This is a genomic window from Rhizobium sp. YTU87027 (genome assembly GCF_050644135.1).
In the GTDB taxonomy this organism is placed as follows: Bacteria; Pseudomonadota; Alphaproteobacteria; order Rhizobiales; family Rhizobiaceae; genus Rhizobium.
The window spans coordinates 2,818,622-2,836,390 of the sequence record NZ_CP098440.1 but is presented as its reverse complement, the minus strand read 5'-3'; the positions used below and the strand labels follow the sequence as shown (position 1 = coordinate 2,836,390).

General features: G+C 60.3%; 16 protein-coding genes. 8 read left to right on the top strand and 8 right to left on the bottom strand.

Features of this window, described 5'->3' with window-relative positions:
* Nucleotides 1-298: 298 nt before the first annotated feature.
* Nucleotides 299-1,447 (top strand): GGDEF domain-containing protein, encoded by a 1,149-nt coding sequence (locus tag NBG89_RS14075; protein WP_431320464.1) that lies wholly within the window; start codon nucleotides 299-301, stop codon nucleotides 1,445-1,447.
* 116 nt (nucleotides 1,448-1,563) lie between these two features.
* Here the strand turns inward: NBG89_RS14075 and NBG89_RS14070 are convergent, their stop codons facing one another.
* The 3 genes from NBG89_RS14070 to NBG89_RS14060 form a co-directional block, all read right to left on the bottom strand.
* A complete protein-coding gene (locus NBG89_RS14070) occupies nucleotides 1,564-2,553 on the bottom strand; it encodes a WD40 repeat domain-containing protein (protein ID WP_431320463.1) in 990 nt (329 codons plus the stop codon).
* Nucleotides 2,553-3,653, bottom strand: a complete 1,101-nt coding sequence (locus tag NBG89_RS14065) for a CobW family GTP-binding protein (protein ID WP_431320462.1) — start codon at nucleotides 3,651-3,653, stop codon at nucleotides 2,553-2,555. Before NBG89_RS14065 ends, NBG89_RS14070 begins: the two co-directional genes overlap by 1 nt.
* A 125-nt stretch (nucleotides 3,654-3,778) precedes the next feature.
* On the bottom strand, nucleotides 3,779-4,570 hold the full coding sequence (locus NBG89_RS14060) for a creatininase family protein (protein ID WP_431320461.1): 792 nt from the start codon (nucleotides 4,568-4,570) through the stop codon (nucleotides 3,779-3,781).
* Nucleotides 4,571-4,743: 173 nt separating this feature from the next.
* Between NBG89_RS14060 and NBG89_RS14055 the strand changes: the two genes are divergently transcribed.
* The 3 genes from NBG89_RS14055 (at nucleotide 4,744) to NBG89_RS14045 (ending at nucleotide 7,367) form a co-directional block, all read left to right on the top strand.
* On the top strand, nucleotides 4,744-5,256 hold the full coding sequence (locus NBG89_RS14055) for a MarR family winged helix-turn-helix transcriptional regulator (RefSeq protein WP_088692124.1): 513 nt from the start codon (nucleotides 4,744-4,746) through the stop codon (nucleotides 5,254-5,256).
* Between the two features lie 121 nt (nucleotides 5,257-5,377).
* Complete coding sequence (locus NBG89_RS14050; protein ID WP_088692123.1) at nucleotides 5,378-6,400, top strand: LacI family DNA-binding transcriptional regulator; 1,023 nt, start codon at nucleotides 5,378-5,380, stop codon at nucleotides 6,398-6,400.
* 19 nt (nucleotides 6,401-6,419) lie between these two features.
* Nucleotides 6,420-7,367: a 2-hydroxyacid dehydrogenase gene (locus NBG89_RS14045; RefSeq protein ID WP_431320460.1), complete on the top strand. Its 948-nt coding sequence runs from the start codon at nucleotides 6,420-6,422 to the stop codon at nucleotides 7,365-7,367.
* Nucleotides 7,368-7,473: 106 nt separating this feature from the next.
* Here NBG89_RS14045 and NBG89_RS14040 read toward each other — a convergent pair whose 3' ends face one another.
* On the bottom strand, nucleotides 7,474-7,845 hold the full coding sequence (locus NBG89_RS14040; RefSeq protein WP_431320459.1) for a COG4315 family predicted lipoprotein: 372 nt from the start codon (nucleotides 7,843-7,845) through the stop codon (nucleotides 7,474-7,476).
* Between the two features lie 295 nt (nucleotides 7,846-8,140).
* Between NBG89_RS14040 and NBG89_RS14035 the strand changes: the two genes are divergently transcribed.
* The gene (locus tag NBG89_RS14035; protein WP_431320458.1) at nucleotides 8,141-9,043 is read left to right on the top strand and encodes an adenylate/guanylate cyclase domain-containing protein; all 903 of its coding nucleotides are present in this window, start codon (nucleotides 8,141-8,143) and stop codon (nucleotides 9,041-9,043) included.
* Between the two features lie 93 nt (nucleotides 9,044-9,136).
* The gene (locus NBG89_RS14030; RefSeq protein ID WP_431320457.1) at nucleotides 9,137-9,811 is read left to right on the top strand and encodes a VOC family protein; all 675 of its coding nucleotides are present in this window, start codon (nucleotides 9,137-9,139) and stop codon (nucleotides 9,809-9,811) included.
* Nucleotides 9,812-9,868: 57 nt separating this feature from the next.
* Here the strand turns inward: NBG89_RS14030 and NBG89_RS14025 are convergent, their stop codons facing one another.
* Together NBG89_RS14025 and NBG89_RS14020 are read right to left on the bottom strand one after the other, a co-directional pair.
* On the bottom strand, nucleotides 9,869-10,678 hold the full coding sequence (locus tag NBG89_RS14025) for an inositol monophosphatase family protein (RefSeq protein WP_431320456.1): 810 nt from the start codon (nucleotides 10,676-10,678) through the stop codon (nucleotides 9,869-9,871).
* Between the two features lie 43 nt (nucleotides 10,679-10,721).
* Nucleotides 10,722-11,501, bottom strand: a complete 780-nt coding sequence (locus NBG89_RS14020) for a gamma-glutamyl-gamma-aminobutyrate hydrolase family protein (protein ID WP_431320455.1) — start codon at nucleotides 11,499-11,501, stop codon at nucleotides 10,722-10,724.
* 297 nt (nucleotides 11,502-11,798) lie between these two features.
* On the opposite strand from NBG89_RS14020, the gene NBG89_RS14015 reads away from it, so the two are divergent.
* On the top strand, nucleotides 11,799-12,908 hold the full coding sequence (locus NBG89_RS14015; protein ID WP_431320454.1) for a TRAP transporter substrate-binding protein: 1,110 nt from the start codon (nucleotides 11,799-11,801) through the stop codon (nucleotides 12,906-12,908).
* 57 nt (nucleotides 12,909-12,965) lie between these two features.
* On the opposite strand, the gene NBG89_RS14010 is transcribed toward NBG89_RS14015, so the two are convergent.
* Together NBG89_RS14010 and NBG89_RS14005 are read right to left on the bottom strand one after the other, a co-directional pair.
* The gene (locus NBG89_RS14010; RefSeq protein WP_431320453.1) at nucleotides 12,966-14,513 is read right to left on the bottom strand and encodes a TRAP transporter large permease; all 1,548 of its coding nucleotides are present in this window, start codon (nucleotides 14,511-14,513) and stop codon (nucleotides 12,966-12,968) included.
* A gap of 22 nt (nucleotides 14,514-14,535) precedes the next feature.
* Nucleotides 14,536-15,075 (bottom strand): TRAP transporter small permease subunit, encoded by a 540-nt coding sequence (locus NBG89_RS14005; RefSeq protein ID WP_431320452.1) that lies wholly within the window; start codon nucleotides 15,073-15,075, stop codon nucleotides 14,536-14,538.
* A gap of 329 nt (nucleotides 15,076-15,404) precedes the next feature.
* Here NBG89_RS14005 and NBG89_RS14000 point away from each other — a divergent pair, with 329 nt between their 5' ends.
* Nucleotides 15,405-17,708, top strand: coding sequence for a putative bifunctional diguanylate cyclase/phosphodiesterase (locus NBG89_RS14000; RefSeq protein WP_431320451.1), 2,304 nt, complete (start codon nucleotides 15,405-15,407; stop codon nucleotides 17,706-17,708).
* The last annotated feature ends 61 nt before the right edge of the window (nucleotides 17,709-17,769 follow it).

Below are 17,769 nucleotides of genomic sequence, written 5' to 3'. Positions count from 1 at the left end.
TCGGGAAATTTGGGGTCGGGAGACGCTCCTGCCGATCTCAAAACGCCGAAAAGCCTGACGCGATCGGGCATGATGCAGCCTGACATCCCACTCCACTACCCAATCGCCTGCCCGCTCCCATCGAGAGAAAACGTCACGAAGCACCGCTTCGCGCGGCGCCTTGGGCTGCCAGCGCGGCGGCAAGACGGCGGCCGGACCAATCGATTTCGTACATCGTTAAAAAACGAGCGAGCTGTAAAATCAAAATTCAACAGCGCTGTTATAAGGTGCTCCGGCCCTAGGTTGGAGAGTGCTGGAAATGATGCTGGACCTGAGAACGATCTATGTCGTTTCGGCCATGACATGCCTCGTCCTCGGCAGCGTGCATCTCGCGGCATATTCGACGGGCCGCTTTGGACGCTGGCCGGCATGGTGGGGCATCAGCAATCTGCTGATCGGCATTGGTTCCTTGTGCGTTTCGCTGCGGAATTTCGTTCCCTCCTTCGTCTCCCTTGATGTCGGCAACGTCGTGACGATCGTCGGCTACCTCCTGACATTCTTTTCCGTTCGCGTCTTTGCGGAGTGGCCTGTCGACAAACGCTACTGTGCGCTTGCCATTGCCGGCGTCAGCTTGCCCGTTCTGCTCTTCACGGTCGATCCCGCCACGGTGTCAGCCCGCATCTTCTATGTTTCAATCGTATGCTGCCTCTGTGATCTTGCGATCCTGCGGGAAGGCGCCGCCATTCACCGGCGCGAGAAGCTGTTCTCGGCCGGGCTGCTTGCCGGGCTCTATGCGCCGACCGCGGCGATCTTCCTGGCCCGCGGCCTGCTTGCTGCATTAGGCCAGATCGCCGGACCGGGCGCCTTCGGCGATAGTGTTGTTCATGGCTGGATGGGTGCCACGGCGGTGGTCTTCTTCGCTCTGCGCAGCGTCGTGATTGTGCTGATGGCGGCCGAGCGTAACAGCAGCAAGCTCATCGATCTGGCGCATCGCGATCCGCTGACCGGTGCGCTCAATCGGAGCGGTCTGGCCCAGCACCTGCTATTCAAGCGACCTCGGTCGCTTGCGCTGCTCGCTATCGACATCGACAATTTCAAGCAGTTGAACGACCAGCACGGTCATGTGGTGGGCGACGACATATTGCGGCTCTTCGCCCGCGTGGCGCAGAGCGTCCTGCGGCCCGGCGATCTGCTGTCCCGCCAGGGCGGTGACGAGTTCGTGGCCGTTCTGAAGGACATGGACGATGCCGAGGCGGTTCAGACCGCCGAAAGCATAAGGCTGGCGTTCTCATTTGCCGTTGGGCAGGTGCCGGGGCTCGCGGTCTTCCCGACCCTCAGTATCGGCGTCGCCACTTCTCGGGAGAACGATTTCGAGCAGCTTCTGGGGAAGGCGGACGAAGCGCTGTATGCCTCCAAGCGCCACGGCCGGGATCGCGTCGAAGCGTCGGCGGGTGAGCAGGCTGCCTGAGCTGCTTGCGGCTGAGACAGCAACCCTCCAGAAGGGACGAAGACGCCGCTGATCTCGCGGCGTCCTGTTTTCTCGCCCATCAGAGCGCAGTAATTGTGGCCGCAGTTCCCTGCTGCCTAGGCCGCGATATCAACGACGCCGCAATCGCCGGCTTCGGAGGCGAAGGCCAGAAGCTTGCCGTTCTTGCTCCAGCTCATCGAGGTGATCGCTCCCTTGCCGGGGCGGCGCAGCAACGCTTCCTTGCTGTCGGCAATGCGGACTGCGAGGATCATGCCGTCGATGAAGCCGATCGCCAGGATGTCTTCGGCCGGGTGGAACTTCACCGATGTCGCCATGATGTTGGCGCGCGTGCCGAGCTCGAGCGGCGCCTTGCCCATCGGCCCGTCCTTACCCTGGAATGGCCAGACGATCGCAGCCGGCGCACCAGAGGAAGCAAGCCACTTGCCCTTCGCCGACCAGGAGAGAGACTTCACCTTGGCAGGGTAGCCGGTCATGCGCATGTGGCGGGTGTCCGCGCCGGCCTTGCTGTCGAGCTTCCAGCCGTGCAGCGCATTCTCCTGCATCGTAGTCACGAGGAAGTTGCCGTCAGGCGAGAAGGTGACGCCGGTGTGGGCGCCCTTCCATTCGAGGTCGACCGGCTTGGCGGCAGTGCCGACCCAATGCAGCGACACGCCGTTATAGCGCGCTGCGGCAATGCGCATGCCCTTGGGCGCGAAGGCGAGACCTTCGATGGTGCGCTCTTCGGTAAATTCCTTGGTCGTTCCATCGGCGAGGCGCACGAAGGCGCTCTTGCCGTAGGAGTAGGCGACGGCACCCTGCGGGCCGGCGGCAAGCTGGGAAATCCACTTGCGCGGCGCGTTGGCGAGCTCGGTCACCCCGGCATCGGCTCCGATGCGCAGCACCTCGCCGTCCTCACCACCGGAAATAAGGCTCTCGCTATATGGGTCGCGGATGCAGGTCAGCATGCCCTGATGGGCTTCGGTTACCTTCTCGCCACCATCGAGGCGGTGGAAGGTGCCAGCGGCATTGGCGAAGAAGGGGATGTCACCTAAAAATTCGACGGCCAGGATATGGCCGTCGAGATCAAACGGGGCAACTGTCGGCATCAGGCTGCCGCCTCGCACGCCTTGAAGGAGGCTTCGAGCTTTTCGCGGTCGAGTTCGCGGCCGATGAAGACGAGACGGGTCTCATGCTTCTCGCCATCGCGCCATGGACGCTGATGATCGCCTTCGACGATCATGTGGACACCCTGAACGACGTAGCGTTCGGGATCGTCCTTGAAGGCAATGATACCCTTGAGGCGCAGGATGTTCGGACCCTGCGTCTGGGTGATCTTCTGGATCCAGGGAAAGAAGCGTTCCGGGTTCATCTCGCCGCCGCGCAGCGAGACCGACTGCACTGTCACGTCATGGATCGGCGACATGGCGCCATGATGATGGTGGTCATGGTCGTGATGGTCATGATCGTGGTCGTGATCATGTGCGTGGTGATGATGGTGGTCGTGATCGCAATCCGGGCCGCAGACGTGATCGTCGTGGTCATGATCGAGGAAGTGCGGATCGTTCTCCAGCGCGCGCTCCAGGTTGAAGGCGCCCTGATCGAGAACACGCGCGAGATCGACGCCCGAACGGCTGGTCTTGTAGACACGGGCCGAGGGGTTGATGGCGTGGACGATATCTTCGATCTGCGCCAGCTCTTCCGACGTCACGAGGTCCGTCTTGTTGATCAGGACGACATCGGCAAAAGCGATCTGGTCTTCGGCCTCGCGGCTGTCCTTCAGACGCAGCGGCAGGTGCTTGGCGTCCACCAGAGCAACGACGGCGTCGAGTTCCGTCTTGGCGCGAACGTCGTCATCCATGAAGAAGGTCTGCGCGACCGGCACCGGATCGGCAAGGCCGGTCGTTTCAACGATGATGCCGTCGAAACGGCCGGGGCGGCGCATCAGGCCTTCGACAACGCGGATCAGGTCTCCGCGCACGGTGCAACAGACACAGCCGTTGTTCATTTCGTAGATTTCTTCGTCGGATTCGACGATGAGGTCGTTGTCGATGCCGATCTCGCCGAACTCGTTGACGATGACCGCATATTTCTTGCCGTGGTTCTCCGACAGGATGCGGTTGAGCAAGGTCGTCTTGCCGGCGCCGAGGTAGCCGGTGAGAACGGTAACGGGGATTGGCTTCTGCTGGGTGGGGATCGCGTCGGTCATCAGAACCTCGAGAGATGGCACGCCCGGGGGCGGGGCTGAAAATTCGTCGGTCACATATAAGGAGTTGCGAGCGGCAGTTCAAAGGGTTTTGTATGTTATAAGATCACATCGCGACGGGGATTGTTTCAATCAAGCTCCGCTGCATCGAATGCATCGACGTCCTGCAGCAGTTCGACCAGCCCTTTTACCGAATGCGCAATCAGAACCTCGCCTTTCTCAGCTGTTGCCAGTGAGGCGTTGCCTGCGACGCCGGATGCGCTGAGATCCGACATCTTCCATCCGAAGGCATGCGGGCCGTAGGCGCGCAGATGCTTGAAGCGGGCGGCAAAATCGGACTGGCGGGATGGGAAGTCTGCAGCCCTGGTCATGTCGACCTGATCAGGGTGAAGCGCCAGCATCACCGAAGTCTCGATATCGCCGCCGTGGATGTCGATCGCCTTCGCCTCGGGCGGGATGACATCGGCGGGAACGCCGAAGCGCGTCCAGCTGGTGGCGACGGCAAGCATGTTGAATCGGACGCGGGCCTCCGTCGCGACGATCGTCATCAGCGGCGAGTTGCCGCCATGAGCGTTCAGCATCACGAATTTGCGAATACCCATCTGCGAGAGCTTGCGGGCAATGCCGAGCCAGCGTTCGATAGCCTCGTCATATGTCAGTGTTCGAGTGCCCTTCGCGTCCACATGCTCGACCGAGTAGCCGACGTTTTCCGTCGGCAGAAACGTGACCGGTAACGCGGCGGGAATAGCGGCCTTGAGCCGAGCAACGATGCCGGCTGCAATCAATGCATCGGTGTCGAAGGGCAGGTGAGGTCCGTGCTGCTCGTGGGCGCCCAGCGGTAGAACAGCGATCCATCGGCTGCGCTCTGACGGGGCAAGGTTCGGATCGTTGTGTTCGAAGTCGCGAGAAGGCGCGTTCATCCGGCTAAGACCTCTTGTTTATGACGAGATGATGCGCAATGTCATAACGCAGCGTTCTCAATGCTTATCGCATAAGCCCTTAAACCGAAATCGATTTAGGGGGATGGTTATGAATGTTCCGGCTCCCTTGCAGGGTGAGGGATGCGCAACGCGGCAAAGTCAAAGGAATAGCGATGGGGAAGAAGCACAAGGACGGAAAGAAGCAGAAGTCCAAGAAAAAGGATCAGACCGAATACACAGTTGTCGATCTTTCGCCGGCTTTGACGCAGGCGGCCCGCTCGATGCGCACCGTCCTGTCTCGCAACCTGCTCGAAAGCGGCCTCTATGCCGGCCAGGACGGCGTGATTCTTCTTCTTGCTGAAACCGACGGGATGACGGCAGGCGGGCTGGCGCAGAGGCTCGGCGTCAAGGCGCCAACCATGACGCGCACGATCGGCCGCATGGAGGCGCAAGGCTTTCTCGAACGCAAGGCGGATGCCGAGGATGCCCGCCTGACCAAGGTCTATCTGACCGAACTCGGCCGCGGCAGCGTCAAGGCAATTGAAATGGCGTCCTCTGCCTGCGACAGCATGGCTACCCAGGAATTCTCCGAGAAGGAAATCCGCAATCTTGTCCGTCTGTTGAAGGCAATCGATGGCAACTTGCAGTCTGCTGCTATTCCTCTCGAAGAACCTGAGGAAATCTGACGGTTTTGTAAAATTACGAATTGCCTCGCTGCGTTTAATCTTTTAATTAAACATTTTAATAACGCCGGACTCTTCAAGTGGTCGGGCGCATCAAAAACCGCGCGTTGCCTGGGGAGGACACGTGGCTCAAAAGATAAAGCTTTCGACGATCGCCGAAACGCTCGGCATTTCCACAGCAACCGTATCTCTTGCCTTACGTGACAGCCCGCTCGTGGCTGGCGCCACCCGAGACAAAATCAAGGAACAGGCGCGGGCGCTCGGTTATATCTACAACCGCCGCGCCGCCAGCCTGCGGACGTCCCGCTCCGGCATCATCGGCGTCGTCGTGCACGACATCATGAACCCGTTCTACGGCGAAATCCTGAAGGCGATCGAAAGCGAGCTCGATCGCAGCCGGCATACCTTCATTCTGTCGAACCACTACGACTCCGTCGAAAAGCAGCGCACCTTCATCGAAACGCTGCTGCAGCTCGGTGGCGACGGGGTCATCATGTCGCCGGCAATCGGTACGCCGCCTGAGGATATGCAGCTCGCCGAAGACAACGGCATGCCGGCGATCCTGGTTGCCCGCTCGTTGGATGGCTTGGACCTTCCGACCTACCGCGGCGATGACAGCTACGGCATTTCGCTCGCGACCAACCATTTGATCGGCCTTGGCCATCGCTCGATCGCCATGATCGGCGGTACCGACCAAACCTCGACCGGGCGCGATCGTTATCAGGGCTATGTCAACGCGCTGCGCAAGGCCGGCATCGATGTCGATCCGGGCCTGCGCATTCCCGGCCCCCGCTCGATGCAGGGCGGCTTCGAGGCGGCGGTGCATTTCCTGTCGCTGCCGCAAAAGCCAACGGCCGCCGTCTGCTGGAACGACCTCGTCGCGATCGGCCTGATGAACGGCATCGCCCGCGCCGGTCTCGTTCCAGGCAAGGATATTTCCGTCACCGGCTATGACGATCTCGAGGAAGCGTCGATATCGATGCCGGCGCTGACGACCGTCTGGAACGGTCAGGCGGAAGTCGGACGTCTTGCTGCCCGCGCGCTTCTCGATCGTCTGGCCGGCAGCCACGAGCCCGACGGCATCCATCTCATCAAGCCCGAGATGCGCATCCGCCAGTCGACGAGCCCCTACCGCCCGCGCCCGTAAACAGCCAAGAGGAAATGCCATGTCCCGCATTGCCATTCTCGTTCCCGGGAAGATACACGAACGCGTCCTGACGCGCCTGAAGGAGAGCTTCGACGTTATCGAAGCCGATCCCTCGACGCTTGACGCGGAGGCTGCTGGCAAAATTCGCGGTGTCGCCGTCTCGGGCACGTTCGATGCGGCTGCGATCGACGGGCTTGCGAATCTCGAGCTTATTTCGAGCTTTGGTGTCGGTTATGATGGCGTCGATGCCAGGCACGCGGGCGCCAAGGGTGTGATCGTTACGAACACGCCGGATGTGCTGAACGATGAGGTCGCCGATACCGCGATCGGGCTGTTGCTGAACGCGATCCGCGAACTCCCGCGCGCCGAAAACTGGCTGCGTGCCGGCAACTGGAAGCCTGGACAGAACTATCCGTTGTCGCGTTTCTCCCTGAAGGGGCGGCATGTCGGGATCTATGGCCTTGGCCGCATCGGCCAGGAGATCGCCAAGCGCCTGGAGCCGTTCAAGGTCAGGATCAGCTATCACACGCGCACGCGCCACCCGGCTGTCCCGTACGGTTACTATCCGTCGCTGAAGGATCTCGCCGGGGTCGTCGACACCCTGATATCCATCGTCCCCAAAACCCCGCAGACCCATAAGACTATCAATGCTGAAATCCTCTCCGCGCTTGGCCCTGACGGCGTTTTCATCAATGTCGGGCGCGGCTGGACGGTCGACGAGGATGCACTTGCTGAGGCTCTGAAGTCCGGAACGATCGGCGCTGCTGGCCTCGACGTCTTCTACGACGAGCCTGATGTGCCGGCATCGCTGCTCGATCTGCCGAACGCTGTGCTTTTGCCGCACCTCGCATCTGGCTCGGTGCCGACCCGCAATGCCATGGCGGATCTGGTCGTCGACAACCTCATTGAGTGGTTCGGGAAGGGCAGGGCACTGACACCTGTCCCGGAAACGCCAGCGAAGGGCTGATCGTCTCGATGCCGGACCGGGATGAGGCGCGCACGCGGACGGATCATCGCCCTCATCCCAAGTTTAGAGCCTTTCAATTCAACCCTGAAGGCTCTGGTGCGCTTGGCTACTTGGCGACATGCCAGACGCCGCCGACGCCATCGCCGGTCATATCGCCGGGCTTCTTGTCTCCAGCGAACGTGTAAAGCGGCTTACCTTCGTAAGCCCACATCTCCTTGCCGTCGGCTGCTTTGACGAGTGACCATTCGCCTTCGGCCTTGGCCTTGGCGGCAGCGTGGAGGGCGGGCCATTTCTTCAGGCAGGCCGCGTCGCAGTTTGATTTGCCCATGGCGTCCTTGTCGAACGTGTAGAGTGTCATGCCTTTGGCGTCCGCCAGGATCTTACCCATTTTGGTATCGACCATTTTGGCCGGTTCCGCTGCAAAGGCCGAGAAGGCGGTTGCAGCCAACAGGCCCATGGAGACGATCAGCGTTTTCATGATTACCTCCGGTTCGGTAGTGCCAGCGGGATGCTGGTAGCGCCCGATGTGAGCAAGAAACGTTCCGGCGAGGTGGCGGTTCCATGATCTCATTGCCGGCGATACACATTCGGATTTGCTTTGCGACCGGCAGAGAGGCGCGCGCATTTCCTTGCCCGAAGCGTGCAAGACGTCGTTCGCGTCCCTCGTTGAAAAGTGCGGTCAGCTATTGCAGAACTTTCGAATGAGGAAATCTCTTCGTCAGATGGCTGCGACCGGCGGACCGTCTGTCAAACCTGCGGTGGATCGCAATACGATGAATGAAATGCGACGCAAGCTGACAACCATCTTCTCTGCCGATGTTCAGGACTATACGCGGCTGATGGGCGCCGACGAGGAGGGCACCCTCGCCATGCTGAAATGGTCGCGCGATGCGATGTCGCGCCTGATCGGCGCTCATGGCGGTCGGGTGATCAATACCTGGGGCGACGGCCTGATTGCCGAGTTTCCGAGCGTGGTCGAAGCGGTGCGCGCTGCCATCGACGTCCAGAACGAGCTTGTCGGCATGAATTCCGCCCGGCCGGCGGAGGGGCGTATGCTCTATCGGATCGGCATCAATCTCGGTGATGTCATCGCCGAGGGTGACGACATCTATGGCGATGGCGTCAACATTGCCGCCAGGCTTCAGGCTTCCGCGCCGGCCGGCGGCATCGTGATCTCCAACACGGTCTATGACCAGGTCCGCAACAAGGTCGCCGTCGGCTTCGATTTTCTCGGGCCACTGACTGTGAAGAACGTCAGCGAGGCGGTGCCGAGCTATGCCGTGCGAATTGGAGACGATGTGTCCACAACGGCCACGCCACCGGCTCGTCCGTTGCCGGCGGCTGCGACGCCCGCGCCGGAACGCCCCTTTGCTCCGAGAGCGCGGAAGATTGGCGGCGTGTTCGCGGTTGTCGCGATCGCGTTGGTGGTGATCAATCTTCTGACTTGGCAGGGCGAGTTCTGGGCCGTCTGGCCGCTCCTCGGCCTTGCCTTCGTCGCGGCGATGGCCTGGGTTCGCAACCAGAGCCGCTTTGATCAGCGTATTGCCGGATTGGCCGTCATCGGTATCGGCATCGTGATCATCAACCTGCTGACATGGCACGGGGTGTTCTGGGCGATATGGCCGCTGCTCGGTCTGGCGGTCACCGTCGGCCTGCGATGGGCCATGCGGGGGTAGCTTTCGCAAATTGATTCGACTGCCTGCGGCCGCTGTGATCCACTCGCCAGGTCTTATTGCCAATCTCAAAGTATCCAAACCAAGGAGCTGAACATGGGCAATACTTCCGTGCAGAGCGAGACCAGGGTCAGGACTCCGGCAATGCGGACGGCCGACATGAAGCTTGAAGTCATCGTCGTCCCAGTCTCGGACGTTGACCGTGCCAAGCAATTTTACGGCAATCTCGGTTGGCGGCTCGATGCCGACGTCGTCACGGGTGACGATTTCCGAGTCATTCAATTCACGCCTCCGGGGTCGCCGTGTTCCGTCATCTTCGGCAAGAATGTGACGGCCGCCGTGCCCGGCACGGCGCAAGGCCTTCATCTTATCGTCGCCGACGTGGAGGCGGCTCGCGCCGAGCTTGTGAAGCGTGGGGTAGACGTGAGTGAGGTGTTCCACGATGCTGGCGGCGTATTCCATCACGCCGGCCAGAGCGCCCGATTGAGTGGACCGCATCCGGACCGTCGCAGCTACGGCTCGTTTGCTTCATTCAGCGATCCGGATGGCAATGGCTGGCTGTTCCAGGAAGTTACGGCGCGACTGCCTGGGCGCATAGACGCCGACGAAACGATGTTCGCGTCATCGACGGATCTCGAGGCAGCTTTGCGCCGGGCGGCGGCCGCCCATGGAGAGCATGAGAAGCGCATCGGCAAGCACGATGATGACTGGCCCACCTGGTATGCGGAGTACATGGCCAGCGAGCAGGCGGGAAGGCAGCTGCCGTCTTGAGTTACTCGATGACGCAGCCGTGAGGTGGACAGTCCGAAAGGCAACTGCAATCTCAAGTCAGATGGCCAGTTGAAGACACTCTCGAAGTTCATGGTGGATCGTGGGCGCTGAGAAGACGACTTCGCTTCCGCATAGGTCGGCGGGAGTGTTCGCAGGTGCGTCTCCAAGGTTGCAGCGGCTGGCGCCGGCTTCCTTCGCAATAAGGCCAGCAGCGGCGACGTCCCACGGGAACAGGGTCTCGGTATGGGCATCCAATCGCCCGGCGGCGACGTAGGCAATATCAAGGACCGGCGACGCGCTTCGCCTGATGTCTTGGCATCTTTGCAGAAGCACATGTACTCGTCTCACGAGCGGTTCCATGTTGTTCTTCTCGTGCGGAAAGCCAGTGCTCACTACTGCGCGAGCCAAGCTGACAGGTGATGAGGTTCGAATTCGGTTTCCATTCAAGAACGCACCTCGACCCTTTACGGCGGTGAACGTCTCACCCAATGCAGGAGCATGGACGCAACCGGCTAGAACAACGCCATCAACTGCGAAAGCAACGGAAATGCCAAAATAAGGATGCCCCCTGGCGTAGTTTGCTGTTCCGTCAATTGGGTCGACAATCCACAAAGGGCCAGAATAGTCGAATCCGTGGTTGCCGGTGTCTTCCTCGGAGAGAATGCGATGGGACGGGAACTTTGCTTTGATGCAGGCGGCGACAATGTCATCCGAGAGTATGTCTGCGGCGGTGACGATATCGCTCTTGCCCTTGAAACGGACATGATCACGCAACGCGCCCCATTGTTCAATCACGGCACGCCCAGCCGACACAGCAGCCTCTTGAGCAAGCCAGCTAATTTTATCACCGTCAGCATTCATGGTCATTCGATAGAAACCACCAAGATAGCTTATGCCATGGCACATTGAATCAGGCGGGAGGCTTCTCTCCCGCCTTGGAGAGCTTGCTTGCCGCGTAGTCTCTGACCGCATCACCGAAGGCCGTGAAGATCTGGTTCGATGGCTTGTCGGTTTCGGCCCAGTATTCCGGATGCCATTGAACCCCGACCGCAAAGGCTGGAGCATCGATCACGGACACGGCTTCGATCGTGCCGTCCTCGGCGACCGCCTCCACCTGGAGGCGCGGCGCCGTCTTGGCGATTGCCTGACGGTGGAGCGAGTTCACCCTGATCTCGCCGGGGCCGATGATGCCTGCGATGCAGGAGCCTTCCTTGACGAAGACGCTCTGGCGGATCGCATACTTGCCATCGCGGTCAACCTCGGCCGGCGTGCGGTGATCCCATATTCCAGGCTGGTTCTGGATCTCGCTCGCGAGCGTGCCGCCTAGCGCGACGTTGAGCTCCTGAATGCCGCGGCAGATTGCGAGCAGCGGAATGGCGCGGTCAATGGCGCGGCGGATCAGCGGCAGGGTGGTGGCGTCACGCGCGATGTCGAAGGGGCCGTCTGCGTCGGTCGCAGCAGCACCGAAATAAGACGGATGGACGTTGCTGGCCGAACCGGAGACGAGAACGCCGTCGACGCGGTCGAGGATAGCGTCCGTTCCGTACCCCTCTTCGAAGGCCGGAATGATGAAGGCCATGACGCCGGCGGCGTTCAGGGCGGCGCGGACGTATTGATGCTGAACGGCGTGCCATGTGGCACCGTCGAAGGTACGGATATCGGCAGGAACGGCGACGATCGGCTTCGTCATTTTAACCCCGGTCGGAAGATGCTGCTCGCTATTGTGAGAGCCGAGAACGGCTTGGAAGTCAACGTCTCGGCGCAATCGCGGGCGGAATTGCGGCATTCTCGTCCGCCGGCTCCGGCGTGTTTTCGCTAACTTGCTGATTTTGATGAAAATGCGCTTGGCTGCCATATTGCCGTCGTGATGCCAAAGACTAATGGGACAGTGCTTGAAACACGGTCGCCACCGTGCTTAGTTTCCCGCTATTGCTGCGGGCAAAGATGAGGGTTCACCTCGCAGTACCATCTATACGGGAGGTTTTTGATGGATCGTCGTTCATTCATGAAGAAGGCAGGAACCGCCGGTGCCGGCGCGGTCGCTGCTGCGGGTGCACTGGCGGCGCCTGCCATTGCACAAGAGAACCCCAAGATTTCCTGGCGCATGACGTCGTCATTCCCGAAGAGCCTCGATACGATCTATGGCGCGGCGGATGATATCTCGAAGCATCTTGCCGCGGCGACCGATGGTAATTTCACCATTCAGCCGTTTGCCGCAGGCGAAATCATTCCGGGCCTACAGGCGGCCGATGCGGTCAGCGCCGGCACGGTCGAGGCGGCGCATACCTGCTCCTACTATTTCGTCGGCAAGGATGCGACCTACGCAATCGGTACGGCAATCCCGTTTGGTCTCAACGGACGCCTGACCAATGCGTGGTTCTACGAAGGCAACGGCAACAAGCTGATGAACGAGTTCTACGCCACGCAGGGCATTTATGGCCTGCCGGCGGGCAACACGGGTGCCCAGATGGGCGGGTGGTTCCGCAAGGAAATCAATACGCTTGATGACCTGAAGGGCGTCAAGATGCGTATCGCCGGTCTTGCCGGCCAGGTCATCAGCAAGGTTGGCGTCATTCCGCAGCAGATCGCCGGCGGTGACATCTACCCGGCCCTCGAAAAGGGCACGATCGACGCCTCGGAATTCGTTGGGCCCTATGACGACCTGAAGCTCGGCCTGCACAAGGTGGCGAAGTACTACTACTATCCAGGCTGGTGGGAAGGTGGACCGACGGTTCACGCCTTCTTCAATCTGGAAAAGTGGAACAGCCTGCCGAAGCACTACCAGGCGGCGCTCACCGATGCCTGCGCCTTTGCCAACACCAACATGATGGCAAAGTACGACGTGAAGAATCCGCCGGCACTCAGGCAGCTGGTGTCGGAGGGCGCAACACTGCGTCCCTTCAGCCAGGAAATCATGGAGGCCTGTTTCCAGGCGGCTCTCGGCATCTATGCCGAGATTTCGGCATCGAACCCGTATTTCAAGAAGATCTACGAAGACCAGAACGCGTTCAAGCGCGACGCCTATCTTTGGTCTCAGCTGTCGGAGTACACCTTCGACACCTTCATGATGATCCAGCAGCGCGCCGGCAAGATCTGATTCCTGCCAAGATACGCGAAATCAAAAAAGCCCCGGATTTTGACCGGGGCTTTTTCGTCAGTTGATCTTCGGAGGTTGGCTGAGATCCGTTGCCGGTGGGGCGGCGGGTTTTGTCGGCGCGGGTGCAGCTGGTTGACCCGGCAGGCCGTTCAGGGGCGGCAGGGTCAGTCCGGGCATTTGCGGTGAACCGCCCGGTGCTCCCAGCGGCGGCAGCGACAGGCCGTTGCCGCCAAAGCCGGGCACCTCGATCTTGATCGAGTTCGGATCGATCTTCGGCCCCTTCTCGAGCCAATAGGTCACAGATTGCGGCCAGAAGATCACGATCGCGACGAGGATCAGCTGCATGCCGACCCAGGGCAGGGCACCCATGTAGATATCGGATGTCTTGACGCTGCGATCGGCAATGGAGCGCAGGTAGAAGAGCGCGAAACCGAAGGGCGGGTGCATGAAGCTCGTCTGCATGTTGACGCAGATCAGCACGCCGAACCAGATCAGGTCGATGCCGAGCGCCGAAGCGACCGGCGCCAGCATCGGGATGACGATGAAGGCGATCTCGAAGAAATCGAGGAAGAAGGCCAGCACGAAAATGAAGATGTTGACGAAGATCAGGAAGCCGACCGGGCCGCCGGGGATGCCGGACAGCATGTGCTCGATCCAGCGCGAGCCGTCCATGCCCTGAAAGACCAGGCTGAAGCAGGTGGAGCCGATCAGGATCATCACCACCATCGAGGTGATGTGCATGGTCGAGCGCATGGCCTCCCGCATCAGCGGCCAGGTGAGCCGGCGATGCATGGCGGCGAGCGCCATGGCACCGACGACGCCGAGCGCGCCGGCTTCCGTGGGGGTTGCCAGTCCCATGAAGATCGTGCCGAGGACGAGGAATATCAGCACGATCGACGGCACCATCCCCGAGAGCACCTTCAGGAGCAGCCCCCAGGTGAAGTCGCCACGCACTTCCTTCGGCAAAGGCGGCACGGTGGCCGGCTTCACGATCGACAGGATCAGGATATAGCCCATGAAGATCGCAACTTGCAGGATCGACGGGCCGATGGCGCCGAGATACATGTCACCAACCGATTTACCGAGCTGGTCGGCAAGCACGACCAGCACGAGTGAGGGCGGAATGACCTGGGTGATGGTACCCGAGGCTGCGATGACGCCGGTGGCGAGCCGCGGGCTGTAGCCATAGCGCAGCATGATCGGCAGAGAGATGACGCCCATGGTGATGACGGAGGCGGCGACCGTGCCGGTGATTGCGCCGAGCACGGCGCCGACCAGGATCACCGCATAGGCAAGGCCGCCCGGAATGCGGCCGAACAGCTTGCCCGTACCCTCCAGCAGATCCTCGGCTAGGCCGCAGCGTTCCAGGATGGCGCCCATGAAGGTGAAGAAGGGAATGGCGAGCAGCAGGTCGTTGGAGACAATCCCGAAGAAGCGCAGCGGCAGCGCCTGCAGGAAGGCTTCGCTGAAATGCCCTGTCGCGATGCCGATAACGCCGAAGAACAGGCCGACGGCAGCCAGCGAAAAGGCGACCGGAAAGCCGTAGAGCATGAAGAGAACCATGCCCACGAACATGGCCGGCGGAATGATGCCGAAATCAAACAATGGTGTTCCTCCCAGGTCCGGCTTACTGCAGCGGCTTTTCGTATGTCGTGTCGATCTGGATGTAGCCGGTGAGGGCCGCGATCCGCTTGATCAACTCCGAGATGCCCTGAAGGGTCAGCAGCCCGAAGCCGAGAAACAGAACGAGCTTGACAGGCCAGCGGATCAGACCGCCGGCATTGGCCGAGACCTCATGCTGCAGGTAGGAGGACAGGAAGAATGGCCAGCAGAGCCAGGTCAGGAAGATGCAGGCCGGGATCAGGAAAACGATAAGGCCGATGACGTCGATCCAGATCTTTGCCTTTTCGGAGACCGCGCCATAAATCAGGTCCACGCGCACATGCTCGTTCATGCGCAGAGTGTGAGCCGCGCCCAGCACAACGATGAAGGCGAAGAGATACCATTGGATCTCGAGCCAACCGTTGGAGCTGTAGTTGAAGGAGTAACGGATCAGCGCATTGGCGGCGCTGATCAGGCAGCAGAACAGCACCATATATTCGGACAATTTGCCCATGAATTGGCTGACCGCATCGATCAGCCGGCTGACGGTCAACAAAGCCGGCATGCCCTTCCCCCCATATTTCGCGCCTTGTGGCGCGTTTTATCTTTCCACCGGTTTAGACCACACGGTTTTTCAAATTGAAAGATGAAAGGGGGCGTGTTGGAATATAGTCGTATGACCTGCATCAGACACGCCTAGCGTCAACGTCGGGACGATCAGACAACCTCAGGATAGGTGCGGTGCTGGGAAAACTTCACCGAATGGATGCATAAGTCATTGCAAACACTAAAATTCATCCCAGGGTTTTGAAAAATTCGACAAAATGTATCGATTACCCGAAATCAATTTTTAAAGGGTTGCGGTTAAGGTTTCGCCGCACAGGGAAAGTATGGATGAAGCCACATAACCCGAACAGGGTCCCTACCGACGTCTATCTGTCGTTTGTCAGTTCCCTCTTCGGGAATCGCATGACACTCGTTGCGGGTGTCGTCGTGCATGTGGTTGCCTTCCTCGCAGTTGCCCTGAAAACCAGTTCCCCGTTCTACGTCGTCCTGTCAGTTGGTTTCCTTGCCGTCTTCGTCGGCCGCATGGTCACGTTCCGGATGTTCGACAAGGTCGATAAGCAGAGCCTGTCGCGCGAGCGGATCGAGCATTGGGAAACCATCTACGTTATCGGCGCCGCCTCCACAGCGGCAATCCTCGGCATCGGTAGCGGCTACGCTATCTTCATCCTGCAGGATCCTTTCGCCGAGCTCGCCTGTATCGCGGTCACCATGGCGTCGATGGTCTCCGTCGTCGGCCGAAACTACGGATCGCAGAAGGCAATCGACCTGCAGACGCTGGCCTGCTGTCTGCCGATGATTATCTGCAGCCTGATGGCGCTCGACTTCTATCGTGCGATCCTGTCGGCTTTCCTCATTCCGTTCGGCCTGACAACGCGGGCAATGGCGAATGGCGTGCGCGAGTTCCTGTACGAGAACGTCATTGCGCGTCGCCAGATCTCGATGATCGCCGACCGTTTCGACACCGCACTCAACAACATGCCGCACGGCCTGGTGATGGTCGATCCGGAAAACCGCATTCAGGTCATCAACCGCAAGGCCTGCGATCTTCTGAGGATCGGCGATCCGGAGCGGCTGAAGGAGCGCGATCTTGGTGCAGTGCTGCGCTACGGCGCGCGCTACAGTTTTATGGATTCGACGCAGCCGGAGCTGATCCTGCGGCAAATGACGCATGTCGCCGAGGGCAAGCTTTCGCGCACGCTGATCCATTTTCCAGAGGATCTCTCGCTGGAGTTTTCGGCAAGTCGCCGCGCCGATGGCGGTGCCGTCCTGATTTTCGAGGACGTGTCAAGCCGCGTGAAGGCCGAGCAGAAGATCCTGCACATGGTGCGCTTCGATGCGTTGACCGGTCTGCCGAACCGCGAATACTTCAGCCATCTCGTGCAGGATTACCTCAGCAAACATCAGAAGAAGCGCGGCCCCGTCGCCTTCATGGTTCTCGATATCGATGAGTTCAAGCATGTCAATGACATGCGCGGCCACATCACCGGCGACCGGTTGCTGTGTGCCGTCGCAAGCCGTATCTCGAAGCAGGCGGGCAAGGCCATCGTCGGCCGTCTGATGGGCGACCAGTTCATCCTCTTCTTCCCGCATGCGAAGGACGCGGCCGCGCTTGATACGGAGATCCGCCGCTTCCACGAGAGCATTCAGGGCAATTACGAGGCCGATGACGTCACCTTCCTCGTCTCGTTGAGTGCCGGTTTTGCAATCCTCGAAAGCGACACCTTCGCGATGGAGGAGTGGAGCATCAAGGCCGACCTCGCGCTTTTCGAAAGCAAGTCGAAACAGCGTGGCGGGATTGCCGGCTTCGAACGCGAGATGGATGGCCGCTATATCGAGCAGCAGAAGCTCAAAGCGGATCTGCGCGAGGCGATCGGCAACCAGGGTCTCAGCGTTGCCTACCAGCCGATGTTCAAAGCGGACGGAACGCGCATCGAATGCGCCGAGGCGCTGGCGCGTTGGGTTCATCCCGAAAAGGGCGCGATCCCACCGGATGTCTTCATTCGCCTTGCAGAGGAAATGGGCATCATTTCCGAAATCACGCGCTTCATCCTCATGAAGGCGTGCAGGGATTGCATGAACTGGCCGGATCATATCGCCGTTTCGGTCAATCTGTCGGCGCGCGACCTGCGCGACGCGGATATTCTTGCCGTGGTGTCGGAAGCGCTCGAGGCCTCAAGCCTCGAGCCCGCCCGCCTGCATCTGGAAATCACGGAAAGCTGCCTGATCGACGAGCCGGCGGCGGTGCGCGCGATCCTCGCCGAACTCAGGGCACGCGGGATCACGATTGCGATCGACGACTTCGGTACCGGTTTCTCCAGCCTCAGCTATCTCGACACGCTGCCGCTGGATATCGTCAAGATCGACCGCTCGTTCCTGCGCAACATCGTCGAGGATGGGCGTCGCCTCAAGCTGCTGCGCGGCACCGTCAACCTCGCGCGCGAACTCGGTCTCAAGATCGTCACCGAGGGTGTCGAGACCACCGAGCAGCTGGCCTTGCTCAACAAGTATCGCGCCACCGATCTCGTTCAGGGTTACGTTTTCTCGCCGGCAGTTCCGGCGCAGAATATCGCCATTCTTTCCCAGAGCCTCAGCCGCCGTACGGCACCACGTCGTCGTCCGAAAGTTGCATAAGCCCCGACCGCTTTTGCGGCCGATGGCATTTGGCGCAAACGCGGTGCCGTTAACCTTAACA

Coding starts and splice junctions, on each gene's coding strand:
- NBG89_RS14075 (WP_431320464.1), top strand. CDS start 299: ATGATGCTGGACCTGAGAACGATCTATGTCGTTTCGGCCATGACATGC.
- NBG89_RS14070 (WP_431320463.1), bottom strand. CDS start 2,553: ATGCCGACAGTTGCCCCGTTTGATCTCGACGGCCATATCCTGGCCGTC.
- NBG89_RS14065 (WP_431320462.1), bottom strand. CDS start 3,653: ATGACCGACGCGATCCCCACCCAGCAGAAGCCAATCCCCGTTACCGTT.
- NBG89_RS14060 (WP_431320461.1), bottom strand. CDS start 4,570: ATGAACGCGCCTTCTCGCGACTTCGAACACAACGATCCGAACCTTGCC.
- NBG89_RS14055 (WP_088692124.1), top strand. CDS start 4,744: ATGGGGAAGAAGCACAAGGACGGAAAGAAGCAGAAGTCCAAGAAAAAG.
- NBG89_RS14045 (WP_431320460.1), top strand. CDS start 6,420: ATGTCCCGCATTGCCATTCTCGTTCCCGGGAAGATACACGAACGCGTC.
- NBG89_RS14040 (WP_431320459.1), bottom strand. CDS start 7,845: ATGAAAACGCTGATCGTCTCCATGGGCCTGTTGGCTGCAACCGCCTTC.
- NBG89_RS14035 (WP_431320458.1), top strand. CDS start 8,141: ATGAATGAAATGCGACGCAAGCTGACAACCATCTTCTCTGCCGATGTT.
- NBG89_RS14030 (WP_431320457.1), top strand. CDS start 9,137: ATGGGCAATACTTCCGTGCAGAGCGAGACCAGGGTCAGGACTCCGGCA.
- NBG89_RS14025 (WP_431320456.1), bottom strand. CDS start 10,678: ATGACCATGAATGCTGACGGTGATAAAATTAGCTGGCTTGCTCAAGAG.
- NBG89_RS14020 (WP_431320455.1), bottom strand. CDS start 11,501: ATGACGAAGCCGATCGTCGCCGTTCCTGCCGATATCCGTACCTTCGAC.
- NBG89_RS14015 (WP_431320454.1), top strand. CDS start 11,799: ATGGATCGTCGTTCATTCATGAAGAAGGCAGGAACCGCCGGTGCCGGC.
- NBG89_RS14005 (WP_431320452.1), bottom strand. CDS start 15,075: ATGCCGGCTTTGTTGACCGTCAGCCGGCTGATCGATGCGGTCAGCCAA.
- NBG89_RS14000 (WP_431320451.1), top strand. CDS start 15,405: ATGAAGCCACATAACCCGAACAGGGTCCCTACCGACGTCTATCTGTCG.